The sequence below is a fragment of the Salinicola corii genome, assembly GCF_008298015.1.
In the GTDB taxonomy this organism is placed as follows: domain Bacteria; phylum Pseudomonadota; class Gammaproteobacteria; order Pseudomonadales; family Halomonadaceae; genus Salinicola; species Salinicola corii.
The window spans coordinates 72,644-88,889 of record NZ_VTPX01000003.1 but is presented as its reverse complement, the minus strand read 5'-3'; the positions used below and the strand labels follow the sequence as shown (position 1 = coordinate 88,889).

At 63.6% G+C, this 16,246-nt stretch carries 15 protein-coding genes and 2 tRNA genes; 9 read left to right on the top strand and 8 right to left on the bottom strand.

What is annotated here, in order from left to right; translation table 11 throughout:
* From F0A16_RS06875 to hemA, 4 genes are all read right to left on the bottom strand, one after another.
* Positions 1–501, bottom strand: a complete 501-nt coding sequence (locus F0A16_RS06875; protein ID WP_149434660.1) for an Lrp/AsnC ligand binding domain-containing protein — start codon at positions 499–501, stop codon at positions 1–3.
* A gap of 179 nt (positions 502–680) precedes the next feature.
* On the bottom strand, positions 681–1,511 hold the full coding sequence (gene prmC, locus F0A16_RS06870; RefSeq protein ID WP_149434659.1) for a peptide chain release factor N(5)-glutamine methyltransferase: 831 nt from the start codon (positions 1,509–1,511) through the stop codon (positions 681–683).
* Entirely contained in the window at positions 1,511–2,596 is a 1,086-nt protein-coding gene (prfA, locus tag F0A16_RS06865) for a peptide chain release factor 1 (RefSeq protein ID WP_149434658.1), read from the bottom strand. The genes prmC and prfA overlap by 1 nt, the downstream gene beginning before the upstream one ends.
* A 16-nt stretch (positions 2,597–2,612) precedes the next feature.
* Positions 2,613–3,887 carry a glutamyl-tRNA reductase gene (gene hemA / locus F0A16_RS06860; RefSeq protein ID WP_149434657.1) on the bottom strand — a complete coding sequence of 425 codons (1,275 nt, stop codon included), beginning with the start codon at positions 3,885–3,887 and terminating at the stop codon, positions 2,613–2,615.
* A gap of 293 nt (positions 3,888–4,180) precedes the next feature.
* On the opposite strand from hemA, the gene F0A16_RS06855 reads away from it, so the two are divergent.
* The 9 genes from F0A16_RS06855 (at position 4,181) to F0A16_RS06815 (ending at position 11,852) form a co-directional block, all read left to right on the top strand.
* Positions 4,181–5,893 (top strand): tetratricopeptide repeat protein, encoded by a 1,713-nt coding sequence (locus F0A16_RS06855; protein ID WP_149434656.1) that lies wholly within the window; start codon positions 4,181–4,183, stop codon positions 5,891–5,893.
* A 114-nt stretch (positions 5,894–6,007) separates the two neighbouring features.
* Complete coding sequence (gene lolB / locus F0A16_RS06850) at positions 6,008–6,706, top strand: lipoprotein insertase outer membrane protein LolB (RefSeq protein ID WP_149434655.1); 699 nt, start codon at positions 6,008–6,010, stop codon at positions 6,704–6,706.
* On the top strand, positions 6,703–7,587 hold the full coding sequence (ispE, locus tag F0A16_RS06845; RefSeq protein WP_149434654.1) for a 4-(cytidine 5'-diphospho)-2-C-methyl-D-erythritol kinase: 885 nt from the start codon (positions 6,703–6,705) through the stop codon (positions 7,585–7,587). The genes lolB and ispE overlap by 4 nt, the downstream gene beginning before the upstream one ends.
* Before the next feature lie 141 nt (positions 7,588–7,728).
* Positions 7,729–7,803 (top strand) — tRNA-Gln (locus F0A16_RS06840).
* 263 nt (positions 7,804–8,066) lie between these two features.
* Positions 8,067–9,008, top strand: coding sequence for a ribose-phosphate pyrophosphokinase (locus F0A16_RS06835; protein WP_187775929.1), 942 nt, complete (start codon positions 8,067–8,069; stop codon positions 9,006–9,008).
* 148 nt (positions 9,009–9,156) lie between these two features.
* The gene (locus F0A16_RS06830; RefSeq protein WP_149434653.1) at positions 9,157–9,813 is read left to right on the top strand and encodes a 50S ribosomal protein L25/general stress protein Ctc; all 657 of its coding nucleotides are present in this window, start codon (positions 9,157–9,159) and stop codon (positions 9,811–9,813) included.
* A gap of 33 nt (positions 9,814–9,846) precedes the next feature.
* A complete protein-coding gene (pth, locus tag F0A16_RS06825; RefSeq protein ID WP_149434652.1) occupies positions 9,847–10,431 on the top strand; it encodes an aminoacyl-tRNA hydrolase in 585 nt (194 codons plus the stop codon).
* A 148-nt stretch (positions 10,432–10,579) separates the two neighbouring features.
* Positions 10,580–11,671, top strand: coding sequence for a redox-regulated ATPase YchF (gene ychF / locus F0A16_RS06820; protein WP_149434651.1), 1,092 nt, complete (start codon positions 10,580–10,582; stop codon positions 11,669–11,671).
* 104 nt (positions 11,672–11,775) lie between these two features.
* A tRNA-Met gene (locus F0A16_RS06815) sits at positions 11,776–11,852 on the top strand.
* Between the two features lie 99 nt (positions 11,853–11,951).
* Here the strand turns inward: F0A16_RS06815 and F0A16_RS06810 are convergent.
* The 4 genes from F0A16_RS06810 to F0A16_RS06795 all read right to left on the bottom strand — a co-directional run bounded on the left by F0A16_RS06810 (position 11,952) and on the right by F0A16_RS06795 (position 16,221).
* On the bottom strand, positions 11,952–12,824 hold the full coding sequence (locus F0A16_RS06810; protein WP_239023738.1) for a D-amino-acid transaminase: 873 nt from the start codon (positions 12,822–12,824) through the stop codon (positions 11,952–11,954).
* A 34-nt stretch (positions 12,825–12,858) separates the two neighbouring features.
* Positions 12,859–13,839 (bottom strand): N-acetyl-D-Glu racemase DgcA, encoded by a 981-nt coding sequence (gene dgcA / locus F0A16_RS06805; protein WP_149434650.1) that lies wholly within the window; start codon positions 13,837–13,839, stop codon positions 12,859–12,861.
* A complete protein-coding gene (dgcN, locus tag F0A16_RS06800) occupies positions 13,833–14,834 on the bottom strand; it encodes an N-acetyltransferase DgcN (RefSeq protein ID WP_149434649.1) in 1,002 nt (333 codons plus the stop codon). The genes dgcA and dgcN overlap by 7 nt, the downstream gene beginning before the upstream one ends.
* A gap of 70 nt (positions 14,835–14,904) precedes the next feature.
* The gene (locus F0A16_RS06795; protein ID WP_149434648.1) at positions 14,905–16,221 is read right to left on the bottom strand and encodes a TRAP transporter large permease; all 1,317 of its coding nucleotides are present in this window, start codon (positions 16,219–16,221) and stop codon (positions 14,905–14,907) included.
* Positions 16,222–16,246 lie beyond the last annotated feature (25 nt).

Below are 16,246 nucleotides of genomic sequence, written 5' to 3'. Positions count from 1 at the left end.
TTATCGGTCGTCTTCCGGCAGGAGATCGGGGATCGGCAACGCCAGCTCCTCCTTGACCTCTTCCATGACCACGTAGCTTTTGGACTCCTTGACGCCCGGCAACGTCAACACCACGTCGCCCAGCAGTTGTCGATAGGCGGACATTTCGGGAATCCGACACTTGAGAATGTAGTCGAACTGCCCGGAGACCAGATGGCACTCCTGGATCTGCGGCAGCTTGGCAACCGCCTTGCGAAACTCGTCGAACACCGACGGCGACTGCGTTTCCAGGCTGATCTCGACGAACACCAGCAAATTGGCGCGCAGTGCCCGGGGATCAAGTATCGCCTTGTAACCCCTGATGATACCGGAGCGCTCGAGTCGCTTGACGCGCTCCAGGCAAGGTGTGGTCGACAACCCCACTTGCGATGCCAGATCCACATAGGAAATACGTGCATTATCCTGCAGGCAACGCAGTATGTTGAGATCGATTCGATCGAGAGCTCGAGATTTGGCTTTCATTGCTGTAATTGTTCCAAGCCGATGGATGAGAAGTGTTCCGAACGACACGAGGCCGCCAACCCGTTGTCGCCACGGTCTCGCCGCCGCTCGCGGGGCATTATTACTATCACAGAGCTGTTACAAACCTCCAGTGAGCCCGGTCACCTTCGTTCAACGCAGACCCACATCGTTACCTCGAGTCAGGCCCACTGGCCGCCGCTCACTCGCTCGAGACCTGCCAGATCGCGATGCGACGCGACGCCCCGAAAACCGCGACGCCTCAGCGCTTCCCGCACTTGACCCGCCTGGCAATGTCCGTGCTCCACCCATAGCCAGCCTTCTGGACGCAAGTAGTTCGGCGCATGCTCGACCAGCCACGCCAGGTCCGACATTCCCCCCGCCTCCGCCACCAGCGCCGAGCGTGGCTCGAAGCGGACGTCATCGAGCAACAGATGCGGATCGTCTGCCGCGATATAAGGGGGATTGGACAAGATCAGGTCGAAGCGCTGCCCGGGCAGCGCGGAGAACCAATCGCTCTGGAAGAAGCGAGCGTTGGTTATCGCCAGCCGCCGGGCGTTGGTCTGTGCCAGCGTCACGGCATCGACGGAGAGGTCGACTCCGATAACCTGCCAGTCACGACGCTCGCTGGCAAAAGCCAGCGCGATCGCGCCGGTGCCGGTACCCAGATCAAGCAGCTCGCCAACCGGCCTCGGTGTCGACTCGAGCGCCACCTCGACGAGGCGCTCGGTATCCGGTCGCGGGATCAACGTCGCCGGCGACGTCTCGAGACCCAGTCCCCAGAACTCGCGCGAGCCGACCAGATAGGCCACCGGCAGCCCCTCGGCCCGACGGACGACCAGCGCCTGAAACTCCTCGCGCTGCACCGCCGTCAGCTTGCGATCGCCCCAAGTATAGAGCCAGGTCCGGTTCGTGGCACAGACATGGGCTAGCAGCACTTCGGCATCGAGGCGCGCCGTGGGCGACGCCACGAGTCGTCCGGCCGCCTCGCGCAGAGCCTCGTCGATCGTCATCACTCGCCCTGCAGCGCCGCCAGTTGATCGGCCTGATACTCGTTGACCAAAGGCCCGATCACTTCGTCGAGATCGCCGGCAACGACTTCACCCAGCTTGTAGATCGTCAGATTGATACGGTGATCGGTGAGCCGCCCCTGGGGAAAGTTGTAGGTCCGGATTCGCTCGCTGCGATCGCCCGACCCCACCAGTGAGCGCCGGGTATCGGCCTGCTGCCGGCGCTGCGAGTCCACGGCGGCCTGCTTGAGTCGCGCCGCCAGCAAAGACATCGCCTTAGCCCGGTTCTTGTGCTGGCTGCGCTCTTCCTGACATTCGACTACCAAGCCGGTCGGCAGATGGGTGATGCGGATGGCGGAATCCGTGGTGTTGACGTGCTGACCGCCAGCACCGCTGGAGCGGAACGTATCGACGCGGAGATCATTGCCGTTGATGTCGACATCACCGACCTCGCTCGCCTCGGGCATCACCGCGACGGTACAAGCCGAGGTATGGATGCGCCCCTGGGATTCCGTTGCCGGGACGCGCTGTACGCGGTGAGCACCGGATTCGAACTTCAACGACGCGTAGACGTTATCTCCCTTGACCCGCGCGATGATCTCCTTGTACCCGCCCTGCTCGCCATGACTGGCGCTGACCACCTCGACTTTCCAGCCCCGGCGCTCAGCATAACGGGAGTACATGCGGAACAAATCGCCGGCGAACAGCGCAGCTTCGTCGCCACCGGTACCCGCACGGACTTCCAGGAAGACATTGCTGTCATCATCCGGGTCCTTGGGCACCAGCAAGCGCTTGACTTCTTCCTCTAGTTCCTCGAGCTCCGCTCTGGACGATCGCCACTCCTCCTCGGCCAGCTCGCGCATCTCCGGATCGCTGTCCTGCCGCATCTGATCGGCCGCCTCGATATCACCTTCCGTACGGCGATAGGCGAGCCAGGCCCCGACCAGCGGCTCGAGCTCGGCATACTCGCGAGAGTAGTCCCGGAAACGCGGCTGATCGGCGATCACTTCGGGCTCGGAAAGAAGCGCGGACAGCTCCTCGAAGCGGTCCTGGAAGGCGTCAAGTCGTTCGCGCAAAGACGCTTTCATGCCCAGTCCTGTATTTTCATACCGAGTCCTGTGTCTTGGCGGGCCCCTCGATGAGCAGGTTATCGGCCGCCTGGATGATATCGTGACGTGACTGGCCCGATGCTTCGCGCAGGCGCAGCGTCGGGCCATGCATCAATTTGTTGGCCAACTGGTGCGAGAGCCGCTTGATCACCGTCTCGGGATCCTCGCCGCGCGCCAGCTGCGCCAGTGCTTCCGCTTCGGAATCGCGCCTTAGCGCCTCGCCATGCTGACGATAACGTCGAATCAGGTCCCCTGCGCCGCGAACCCGGCGCTCGTGCAGCCAGTGCTCGACGCCACTGTCGATCAGCGCCTCGGCCTGACGTGCGGCGACCTCGCGATGACGACGATTTTCGGCGATCACCTGCTGCAGATCGTCGACGCTATAAAGGAAGACATCGGCGAGATCTCCCACTTCGGGCTCGATGTCCCTTGGCACCGCGATGTCGACCATGAAGATGGGCCGGTGGCGGCGCACTTTGAGCGCCCGTTCGACCATGCCCTTGCCGAGGATCGGCAGTTCGCTGGCCGTGGAAGCGATCACGATGTCCGCCTGCTCCAGCGCCTGCGGGATGGCGCTGAGCTCGATCGCCCGTCCACCGCACTCATCGGCCAGCGCCTGGGCTCGCGCCAGAGTGCGGTTGGCGACGGTCAGCCCCATGATTCCCGCCTCGCGAAGATGGCGCGCGACCAGCTCGACCGTCTCCCCGGCGCCGATCAACAGAGCGCGTGCCCGGCCGAAATCGTCGAAGATCCGGCTCGCCAGGCTGACCGCCGCATAGGCAACCGAGACCGGGTTCTCGCCGATCGAGGTTTCGCTTCGGACCTGCTTGGCGACGGAGAACGTCTGCTGGAACAGGCGTTCCAGTTCGCTGCCGAGTCCCGCATGCTGGCGCGCGATCTGATAGGCGTCCTTGAGCTGGCCCAGGATCTGTGGCTCGCCCAGTACCATCGAATCCAGCCCAGCCGCCACCCGCATCAGATGTTTCGCAGCTTCGCCCTCGTGATAGTGATAGGCGCAGTTCAGCAGCTCCTCCGCGGGCATGCCGTGAAACGCCCCCAGCCACTCCAGCAATTGACGCTCACCTTCGGCCACGGTGATGCAATACAATTCGGTCCGATTGCAGGTGGAAAGCACCGCCGCCTCGCGCACGTCGGGCAGGGCCCGCAACTGTGTCAGCGCGGACTCGAGCTGTGCCGGCGAGAAGGCGACACGCTCGCGCATGTCGACCGCGGCCGTCCTATGATTGATACCCAGTGCTAGCAGCGTCATGAAATCACGGTCATTTGTCTTGCGTGGACCCGGCACTCGCGCCTTCGAACATCACGCGGCGCGACGGATGTCAGGTCGTCAAGCGCCCCACCAATGTTCGCGACCGGCCTGTGGCCAAGACGCCGAAACATGCCGGCCGACGCTAGTGTGGCCCGTCGGGCGAAGCGGCGCCATTTTAGCACACCCGGAAGACGCTTAGCAGGCAATGAATCATGCCCGCGGTGGCCGCCTTCGCGATTGACCCCCGCCCGCCAGCCGTTATGCTGGACCCACTGATCGATCTCGAGGACCGCATGCCTAGAAGTCTGTTATCCGCCGCTATCTGTGCGGTCCTGCTGGCTGGCTGCGAGAGCATGTCGGGCGGAACTGCGTCGCCGCCCGTCGACGACCCGTTGGCGACAGCGCCGCCGATCTCCAGCGGTTTCGATGCCGAAGGCCTCTCCCAGGTACTGCTTTCCGAGATGGCTGGCCAACGCGGCGACTTTCACCGTGCCGCGGCTGGTTACCTGGCGGCCGCCGAGCGCTACCGCTCCGCCGCCCTGGCCGAGCGTGCCACCCTGGCCGCGCGCTATACCGACGACACGGCACTGCTGAATACCACTGCAGAGCGCTGGCAGCAACTTGCGCCCGATGATACGGCTCCGGAAAAGCTGCTGTCGGGGATCGCGGTAGATCGCGGCAATTGGCCGGCGGCCCTGCAGCACAGGCTCGAACTCGCCCGGTCGGGGGAAGACGCGCAATTGCTCGACCTCGCCGACCTGATGGTGGAGTCCCGGGCGGAACTGCCGCCGCTGATTGCCCAACTGCGCGATTTCACCGTCGCCTTCCCGGACCACGCCGACGCCCAGATGGCCACCGCCCGGCTGGAAGCCGCCGACGGGCTGGTCGATGAAGCCCAGCAGCGCCTGAAAAGCCTGGCACGACGCCACGCCGAGCTACCCGAGCTCTGGCTGACCCGATCCCAGATCGCCCTCGAAGCCGGCGACTACGCCCAGGCCGCCTCCACCGCGAGGCGTGGCCAAGAGCTCTCTCCCGGTGACGACCGGTTCCTGCTGGCGCTGGCCCAGGCGCAGATCGCCGATGGCGACATCGCCGCCGCCGAAGGGCAGATCGATCGGCTGTTGGCACGGCACGACGCGACGCCGTCGCTGCGTATCGGCCTGGCCCAGCTCTATCTCGATGCCGGTGCGCTGGAGCCCGCCCGCCGACTGCTGTTGCCGCTGCTTGACCGCGACGATACGCCGCCGGCTACCTATCTGGTGCTGGGGAGCATCGCCGAGACCCAGGGCGAGATCGACAACGCGCTGCTCTACTACCGCCAGGTACCCGTGGGTCCGGGTTTCCTCGACTCGCGCGCGCTGGCCACCCGCATGCTGACCGCCAACGACCGCACCGACGAAGCCCAGCAGTTCCTGCGCGTCGAGATTCTGCGCCATCCCGGCCAACGCGTTGCACTGACCCAGATTGGCCTGCAGGCCCTCGACCGTGTCGATCAGTCAGCGGCGGCGGATGCCTTGCTTGCCAGCAGCCTCGAGCAGGCGCCGGACGAAGCCGACCTCCTCTACACCCGCGCCATGCGCGAATTCGAACGCGGCAACGTCGAGACGATGATGCGCCAGATGCGTCAGCTCATCGCCAGGTATCCCGACAACGCCGCAGCGCTCAACGCCCTGGGTTATACCCTGGCGACGACGACCGAGCACTACGACGAGGCGCAGGAACTCGTCGAGAGGGCGCATGCGCTCGAGCCCCAGAGCCCCGCGATCCTCGACAGCCTGGGGTGGGTATATTTCAAACGCGGGGAGACGCGCAAGGCGCTGGGATATCTACGCCGCGCTTACGCCGGCCAACCCGATCAGGAGGTCGCCGCGCATCTCGCCGAAGTACTGGTCGTGCTCGATCACCAGGACGAGGCCCATGCCCTGGTGAGGTCCGCGCTCGCCGACAACGACGTCCACCCGGACATCGACGACCTGTTGACCCGCTATCCCCAACTGGCCCCGTAGCCGGACGCCGCGGGGTGACGGGCGGCACTCGCAGTTCGTGACAACCCGGCGCCCCTGTTATCGTATGCGCCCCTATTCCACGTCGGAATCATCCGTACTCGACAGGAACTTCCCATGTCTCCAAGCCTTCTCGCCAACGATCGGCCTCGCTACCTGTCGTCCCCGTTTCAAAAACGGTGGCAGCCGCTGGGTGCACTGCTCCTGCTGGTCTGGCTGGCCGGCTGCGCCGGACAGGCGCCGGCCCCGGACGTGCCGCGACAGCCCGACGACTGGCAGCGGCAGCAGCAGGACCTGGCAGCGCTGGATACCTGGACGGTGGCCGGCAAGGTCGGGCTGCGCACCGCGGAAGAGAGCCGCAGCGCCAACCTGGACTGGTCCCAGGCACCCGATCACTACCGCATGCTGATCAGCGGCCCCTTCGGTGCCGGACGCAGCGTCCTCGAAGGCCGCCAGGGTGCCGTCACCCTGACCACCGGCGACGGTCGCTTCGAGGCGTCGTCGCCGGAAGCGCTGATGCAGCAACAGTTGGGTTGGTCGCTGCCGATATCGGCCCTGGACTACTGGGTGCGCGGACTCCCCGCACCGGGCCGGGCCCATCGGCAGAGCGATGATGAACTCGGCTTCCCCAAGACCCTGAGCCAGGACGGCTGGACCATTCGCTACCGGGACTGGACCTACGCCGATTCGCTGTGGCTGCCGAGCCGCCTGATCATGACGTATGACGACATCCGCGCCACGCTGGTGGTCAACCAGTGGCAACCGGGGAGCGGGAGCGAAGGAGCACCCGGGCAGGCGGCGGACGCGTCGCCATGAGGTCGCTGACGCTGCCCGCGCCGGCCAAGCTCAATCGGCTGCTGCGGATCACCGGGCGTCGCGAGGACGGCTATCACTCGTTGCAGACGCTGTTCCAGATCCTGGACCGCGGCGACACGCTGCGGTTCGAAACGCAGCCCCGGGGGAGCGATATCACCTTGTCGCCGGCGCTCGTCGGCGTCACCGAAGCGGACAACCTGATCGTTCGTGCCGCCCGCCGGCTTCAGCGCGAGACTGGCTGCCGACAGGGCGCGACCATCACGCTGGAGAAGCGCCTGCCGATGGGCGGCGGACTGGGTGGGGGCAGCTCCAACGCCGCCACCACGCTGCTGGCGCTTGATCGTCTCTGGGGTCTCGGGCTCGGACTCGAGCGACTGGCGACGCTAGGGCTGGAACTGGGCGCCGATGTCCCGGTATTCGTGCGGGGCCGCACCGCCTGGGCGGAGGGCGTCGGTGAACGCTTGACCGCCGTGGATCTCGAGCCTGCCTGGCTCGTCATCGTCCATCCTGGCGTGGAGATCGCCACGGCGGCGATTTTCAGCCACCCCGGTTTGACACGCGATAGCACGGTCATTAGTATGCGTCGCGCACTCGACGGGGCTGCCCCCGAAGTGGTGTGGCGCAACGACTGCGAGAGCATCGTGCGAGCGCTTCATCCCGAGGTCGATCGCGCGCTGAACTGGCTTGGCCAGTATGGCCCCGCGATACTGACGGGGACTGGCGCCTGCGTCTTTTGTCCGCTGGACGACGAAACGCAGGCCGATCAGGTGCTGCGGCAGGTCCCGGACGAATGGCAAGCCTTCAAGGCTCGCGGTTGCAACTTGTCTCCGCTGCACCAGGCTTTGAACCTTGCCGAAGGTTTGGGTCAGTCCCAAGCGTGATGTCGCCGACCTGGAAAGCCGGCTTACTTGCGCAGTTTTCATCAGTCTTTTCAGGCGGATGACGACTTCACGACTGGTTTTGCCCTCAAACCTAGCCAACGGTTTGCGCTTTTGCGCATAATGAGCGCGACCGATGATTGCTGGGGTATCGCCAAGTGGTAAGGCACTGGTTTCTGGTACCAGCATTCCCAGGTTCGAATCCTGGTACCCCAGCCACTTCCTGAATTTCGACAAGCCTGCAAACGGAAACCGGGACGCGATGGCCGCTCAGCCCACACGATTTCCCCACCGACGTTGCGGTTTTTTTTCCTGCCGTTTCGACGCGCGACCTCGATGCCAACCCGCATCGCGGTCGGGTAAGCATGGTGTCTCGGAAAACCCGCCCCTCGTCCCGTACTCTCCCGGCAGTCTTGTCACCCGTCCTGGCTTGAACCGAATGTCCCCTACTGACCTTCAACAGCTCCCAAAGGTGGCCGCGCGTGTCTAAATTGATGGTTTTTACCGGTAACGCCAATGTCGGACTCGCCTCAAAGGTAGCCGAGAGTCTGGATAACCGACTCGGCCATGCCACGGTCGGGCAGTTCAGCGATGGAGAAATCGCCGTCGAGATCAACGAGAACGTGCGCGGTAAAGACGTCTTTATTCTCCAGTCGACCTGCGCACCGACCAACGACAATCTGATGGAACTGATCCTGATGGTCGATGCGCTGCGCCGCGCTTCGGCAACGCGGATCACCGCGGTCGTGCCCTACTTCGGCTACGCCCGTCAGGACCGTCGCGTGCGCTCCGCCCGCGTGCCGATCTCGGCCAAGGTCGTGGCGGACATGATGGTCAAGGCCGGCGTCGACCGCGTCATGACCATGGACCTGCACGCCGACCAGATCCAGGGCTTCTTCGATGTCCCGGTGGACAACGTCTACGGCTCGCCGATCCTGCTCGATGACATCGAGCGCCAGAACTACGACGATCTGGTGGTGGTCTCTCCCGACGTGGGCGGGGTCGTGCGTGCCCGCGCCATCGCCAAGCAACTCAATGTCGACCTGGCGATCATCGACAAGCGCCGCCCGCAAGCCAACCAGGCCCAGGTGATGCACATCATCGGCGACATCCAGGACCGCACCTGCGTGGTGGTCGACGACATGGTCGATACCGCCGGCACGCTCTGCAAGGCCGCAGAGGCCTTGAAGGCTCACGGCGCCCATCGTGTGGTCGCTTACGCCACGCACCCAATCCTTTCCGGGCCCGCCGTGGACAATATTACTGGTTCAGTGCTTGACGAACTCGTCGTTGCCGATACCATACCGCTCTCCGAACCTGCACGTCGCAGCGGCAAAATCCGTCAATTGACGGTCGCCGGCCTGATTGCCGAAGCCATCCGGCGTGTCAGTAACGAAGAATCCGTCAGCGCGATGTTTCACTGATCCCTCCCCGGAAACGGGCGGGGGCGACAAGCGAAGCACGCGCGGATACGTGGGCCACTGCCGTGATGGCGGTGGTCCCTGCTGGAACGGCATCGTCTGGTCGCGGGCGGTGCCGATTCCTTTACTTGACCACTAGAGGTGACAATCAATGTCCCATTACACACTGACCGCCAACGTTCGTAAGGAGCTGGGGAAAGGTGCGAGCCGCCGCCTGCGCCGCAAGAACGAACAGGTCGCCGCCATCATCTACGGTGGCACCACGGCACCGCAGCCGATCACCATCGACAAGCCCGCCTTCTACAAGGCAATCGAAGACGAGGCGTTCTTCTCCTCGGTCATCGATATCAACGTCGACGGCAAGAGCGAACAGGTCATCATCCGTGATCTTCAGCGTCATCCGTACAAGGCGCTGGTCACTCATGCCGACTTCATGCGTGTCGATGCGACTCACGAGCTGACGATGAACGTCCCGCTGCACTTCGTGAACGAAGAGTCGTGCAAGGGCGTCAAGGACGAAGGTGGCGTTCTCCACGTCCTGAACAACGACGTTCAGATCAGCTGTCTGCCGTCCAAGCTGCCGGAATACCTCGAAGTCGACGTCGCCGATCTGGGCCTGGGCGAGACTATCCACCTCTCCGACATCAAGCTTCCGGAAGGCGTGACACTGGTCGAACTGAGCCATGGCGAAGAGCACGACGCCGGTGTCGTCAGCGTGACCCACCCGACTGTCGCCAGTGACGACGAAGTCGCCGGTGAAGGCGTCGACGAAGATGGCGAGCCGAAAGAAGAGAAAGGCGAAGAGTAAGCCAGCTCTTAGCGATCAGGACAGGCAGGCGACATGGGCGCAGTGAAAGCGATCATCGGTCTCGGCAACCCGGGAACGGAGTACGAAGACACCCGCCACAATGCCGGCGCCTGGCTGGTCGAGCAACTCGTCCGGGATGCAGCGGAAACGCTGCGTCCCGAACGCAAGTTCCTGGGTCTTCACGCCAGGATCCGTTTGGACGGGCAGGACCTCCATCTGCTCAACCCGACTACTTTCATGAATCGCAGCGGCGCCTCCGTGGCCGCGCTGTGCCAGTTCTTCAAGATCGCCCCGGACGAGCTTCTCGTCGCTCACGACGAACTCGATATCGCCCCCGGCTGCGCCCGCTACAAGACGGGCGGCGGACACGGCGGACACAACGGCCTGCGCGACATCACCAGCGCGCTGGGTAGCAACGGCTTTCACCGCCTACGTATCGGCATCGGCCATCCGGGCAGTGCCAAGCTCGTCACCAACTATGTCCTCGGTCGACCCAGCAAAGCCGAGCGTCAGGCCATCGATGATGCCATCGGCGAGATCATCGCCACCCTCCCCGATGCGCTATCCGGCGACTGGGCCAAGGCCATGAATCGTCTGCACAGTTTCAAGCCCGCCTAATTCGCTCGACGCTCGAAGCGAGGCCAAGAGTGTGGCCGGAACAGCCCGTCTCCCGTAGAATGCCCGCCATTCACGATTGCCCTTTCGCCCTCGAAAGCGAGTCTCCGGCATAGCCTTGTTCAGATTCACATTCCTTCAGGACCAAGCCATGGGTTTCAATTGCGGCATCGTCGGCCTACCCAACGTCGGCAAGTCGACTCTCTTCAATGCATTGACGCGCTCCGGCATCGATGCCGAGAACTTCCCCTTCTGCACCATCGAACCCAACACCGGTATCGTGCCGATGCCCGACCCGCGTCTCGACAAGCTGGCCGAGATCGTCAAGCCGGAAAAAGTGGTGCCGACCACGATGGAGTTCGTCGACATCGCGGGCCTGGTCGAGGGCGCCTCCAAGGGCGAGGGTCTGGGCAACCAGTTCCTGGCCAACATCCGCGAGACAGATGCTATTGCCCATGTGGTGCGCTGCTTCGAGGATGACAATGTCATCCATGTCGCCAACCAGGTCGACCCCACCGCCGATATCGAAACCATCAACCTCGAGCTCGCGCTGGCCGATCTCGATGCCGTCGAACGCTCGATCCAGCGTCTGACGCGCGTGGTCAAGGGTGGCGACAAGGAGGCGATCGCCACCAAGGCGCTTCTGGATCGAATTCAGCCACATCTGGCCGAAGGCCAGCCCCTGCGCAGTTTCGGCCTAGACGCCGACGAACAGCACCAGTTACGCAGCTTCGGCTTCCTGACGCTCAAGCCGACGATGTACATCGCCAACGTCAACGAAGACGGCTTCGAGAACAACCCGCATCTCGATATCGTGCGCGAGATCGCGGCCCAGGAAAATGCCGTCGTCGTGCCAGTCTGCAACAAGCTGGAAGCGGAGATTGCCGAACTCGAGGACGAGGAGCGCGCCATGTTCCTCGAAGAGATGGGCATGGAGGAGCCCGGGCTCGACCGCGTCATTCGTGCCGGCTATGGCCTGCTGGGCCTGCAGACCTACTTCACCGCGGGCGTGAAGGAGGTCCGGGCGTGGACGGTCAAGATCGGCGCCACCGCACCGCAGGCGGCCGGCGTCATCCATACCGACTTCGAGAAGGGTTTCATCCGCGCCGAAGTGGTCAGTTATGAAGATTTCGTGGCGCTGGGCGGCGAGAACGGCGCCAAGGAAGCCGGCAAGTGGCGTCTCGAAGGCAAGGCCTACGTCGTCCAGGACGGTGACGTGATGCACTTCCGTTTCAACGTCTAGACATCGACGCCTTCGAGCTGCGTATGGATTTCGAAAAGCGTTGACGTTTCATCGGGTTATGGTAGTATTCGCAACCGTTGTCGGGCGCCACGGGTTGCCCTTCAGGCTACGTAGCTCAGCTGGTTAGAGCACATCACTCATAATGATGGGGTCCCCTGTTCGAATCAGGGCGTAGCCACCAGATATCGCGAAAAGCCCGCCGCTCTCATGATCGGCGGGCTTTGTCGTTTTCGGCTCCATAATGATCGGCTGACTCGTTCAAGTCGGCCGCGACGGTGGCTCAAATTGCGCGTCGACGACTCTCCTCGATATAGGCCGCTCGCAAGCGCCGGGCCACCTCGCCGGGGCATCCGTCGCCGATCGAGACGTCGTCGATCGCGATGACCGGCGTCACGAACGAGGACGCCGACGTCACGAAGCACTCCTTGGCGCTTTGCGCTTCCTCGACACTGAACGCCCGCTCCTCGACCCGCAACGACAGCGCCTCGGCGATCTCCAGAACGACGGCTCGGGTAATGCCCGGCAGAATGGCGTGGGAGAGCTCGCGCGTCACCAGCGTTCCATCGTGCGTCAGCATCCAGGCATTGTTCGACGCCCCTTCGGTCACCATGCCGTCCTCGACCATCCAGGCGTCGTCGGCGCCGGCCGCTTTCGCCGCCATCTTTGCCATGGCGGGATAGAGCAGCTGCACCGTCTTGATGTCACGCCGCGCCCAGCGCCAGTCGGGTTGCGTCACGACACGAATGCCTTCGCTGCCACTGCGGCTATCGACGAGCGACTTGGCCTGGGTGAACAGCACCAGCGTAGGCGGTGTATCGGTATCGGGATAACCGAAATCGCGATCACCGGCACTGCCCCGCGTCAGCTGTAGATAGACCATGCCCTCCGCGAGCGCGTTGCGCCGGATCAACTCGCGATGGATCGTCAGCAGCGCCTTTTCATCCCACGGGAGCGCCATCTCGAGCTCCGCGGCCGAGCGTTTCAGACGCCCCATGTGGCCGGGAAAGTCGATCAGCTTGCCCTCCAGCACCGACGAAACCTCGTAGACACCATCGGCGAGCAGGAATCCCCGGTCGAAGATCGATACTCTGGCGTCCCGCTCCGCGACATACTCCCCATTCACGTACACCGTGCGCTGAGTCATTTCATCCATTTCTCTTGTCTCGATTCTTGCGCGACGTGGCTCGTCAACCCCACAGGCGTGGTGAAGCCGGATGGATACCCTCGGCGTCGAAGCGCATGCCATGCTCGCGATCCCGGGCCAGCAACAGCGGCCCATCGAGATCGACCACGGCCGCCCCCTGGGCCACCAACAGTGCCGGCGCCATCGACAGCGACGATCCCACCATGCAGCCCACCATCACTTCGAACCCCTGCGCCAGCGCCTCGCGCTTGAGCGCCAGAGCTTCGGTCAAACCACCGGTCTTGTCGAGCTTGATATTGATCATGTCGTAGCGGCCGACCAGATCGGGTAGCGACGTGCGATCATGACACGCCTCGTCGGCGCAGACCGGTAGCGGCCGTTCGATCTCCGCCAGCGGCGCATCGTTCCCAACCGGTAGCGGCTGCTCGACCATGCCGATGCCCAGCTCCAACAGCACCGGCGCCAGACGTGCGTAGGTGTCACGGTCCCAACCTTCGTTCGCGTCAACGATGATCCGTGCTTCGGGGGCGCCTTCGCGCACCGCTCGCAGGCGTTCGATGTCGCCCTCTCCGCCCAACTTCAACTTGAGTAGCGGTCGGGCGGCGTGGAGCCTGGCCTTCTCGCGCATGGCATCGGGCGTATCCAGGGACAATGTGAAGGCCGTGATCTCGGCCACCGGCGCTGACAGCCCGGCGAGTTGCCAGACCGGACACCCGCTGCGCTTGGCTTCCAGATCCCAGAACGCACAGTCGAGCGCATTGCGAGCGGCACCGGCCGGCAGTCGCGACTGCAGCGCGAGGCGATCCATGTCTTCTGCCAGGGCCTCACGCATCGACTCGATCTGGGCAATCACGCTGTCGACCGACTCGCCGTAGTGCGCATAAGGTACGCACTCGCCCCGTCCGGTGTGAACACCATCGCTCAATGTCGCCACCACGACTCGCGCATCGGTACGCGAGCCACGCGAGATGGTAAAGACTTCGGCGAGCGGAAAGACCTGCTCCTCGACGCTCAGTGTCAGCATGCCAACACCGCCTCCGCCAGCCGATCCGCGCCCTGGCGGTAGGGGTCGACGCAGGGCAACCCCATGCGCGTTTCCAGTGCCGCCAGATAGCGATCGGCCTCGTCGATCGCCATGCCGGAGGTATTCACCGAAACACCGACGACCTGGCATCCGGGATTCACCACCTGTGCCAGCGGCAGCGCCGTATCGCGCAGCTGTTCGAGCGTCGGCAATTGGTAATGCGGCAACCCGCGCATGTGCGTGCGCGTCGGTTCATGACACAGAATCAGCGCATCCGGCTGTCCGCCGTGAATCAATGCCATGGTGACCCCGGAATAGGAAGGGTGGAAAAGACTGCCCTGCCCTTCGATGATGTCCCAATGGTCGTCGTCGTTGTCCGGCGTCAGCCACTCGATCGAACCCGCCATGAAATCGGCGATGACGGCATCCAGTGGCACGCCCTCGCCGGTGATCAGGATGCCGGTCTGGCCGGTGGCGCGGAAGCTCGAGTTGGCGCCGCGCTCGCGCAGGGCGATATCCAGCGCCAGTGCGGTGTACATCTTGCCGATGGAGCAATCGGTACCCACAGCCAGACAGCGCTTGCCATGGCGCTTCTTGCCGTCGCCGATCGGATACTGGACCTGGGGGACGCGCACATCGATCAAGCGCCCGCCATGTCTTTCGGCCGCCTCGACCAGCTCCGGTTCGTCACGCAGCAGATTGTGCAGGCCGGAAGCGATATCCATGCCGGCAGCCAGTGCCTCCTTGAGCACCGCGATCCAACTGCGGGAGATCACCCCACCGCGATTGGCCGCGCCAATCACCAGCGTCCTGACACCTTGCGCCACAGCCGCGTCGATATCGAGATCCGGCAGTTTCATATCCGCCTGGCATCCGGGTAACCGGTACTGCCCTAACGCATACTCCGGGCGCCAGTCGCGAATGCCCTGAGCGACCTTGGCGGACAGCGGGTCGGGCACGTCGCCCAGGAACAGCAAATAGGGAGTCTTGAGCATATTGTCTTGTCTCTGATGAATAGATAGTGACGGAGCCCTCTCCGTCATGGCGACACGGCATCACGCTCCGCTACATCATACTCTGCGGCAGCCACAGCGAAATGGCGGGGAACGCCAGCAGCAGTGCAAGAATGATCAGATCGCACGCCACGAAAGGCCAGACACCCGCGAAGACCTCACTGATTTTGACCTCCTTGCCAGCAGCCCCGGCCAGCGCAAAGGCGTTGAGCCCCACGGGTGGCGTTACCCCTGCAATTTCGCACATCTTCATGGCAATGATACAGAACCAGATAGGCTCGTAACCTAGCTCTACCACGATCGGGAACACGATCGGCAGCGTCAACGCGAATGCCGCTGCGGGCACCACGACCATCCCCATCAGGAACCAGATGACCAGAATCAGTCCTAGGACCATCCATGAGGGCACGTCCCAGGAGGTCATGAAGCTTGTGATCTCGAACGGGATTCGGGTCAACCCCAGAAATCGACTGAAGAACAGCGCCGCGACGATAATGAAAAATAGCGTCGTGGTGATCCCTGCCGACTCCCTCAGCGCCCCGCGCAGCTTGTCGAGCGAGCGCAGGGGCCCGGTCGCCACGCCCAGAATGATCGCTCCCAGGGCCCCGACCGCACCGGCTTCGGTCGCCGTGAATAGCCCACCGTAAAGGCCCCCGATGACGACCCCGCCAAGCAGCAGGATCTGCCACAGATCAAGAATACCGCGTACACGGTCCCTCAGCATGATCCGGTGCTCCTCCTCCAGCATCGGCGCCAGTGCCGGATTGCGCTTGGCGCGCCAGACAATCGAGATCGCGTAGACGACAGCCGTCAGTACGCCCGGCACGATGCCGGCGATGAAAAGCTGCCCTACCGGTACGCCGGTGAAGATGGAGAACAGGATGAACATGCCGCTGGGCGGAATCATCGCCGCGAACGAGCCCGCACAGGCGATACTGCCCAGTGCGAAGCGCTTGTCATACTGATAACGACGCATCTCCGGATAGGCAATACGCCCGAACACGCTAGCGGTAGCCAAAGAGGAACCGCAGACGGTCGAGAACGCCGCGCTGCCGAAAGCCGTCGCGACGGCCAGCGAGCCGGGAATCCGCGCGGTCACGCGATGCAACCCCTTGTAGGCCAGCTCGGCGAAGCCGCTGGCCGCCGCCAGCGCTCCCATCAAGACAAATAACGGCAGCACCGTGAAGGTCGGCGAAGCGATCGCCGTGTACATGGTATCCCCCAGTAGCGAAGTGGCGCTGAAAGGGGTCAGAAGCGTGGCGATTCCGACGAAAGCGACCAGCAGGAAATTGATGGCCAAGGGAACGCCAAGCACGAGAAGTATCAGTAATGCCGCGACACCGACGACGCCGACTAGCGTGAAGTCCATGATGATATCCGTAGTAGTAGAAACG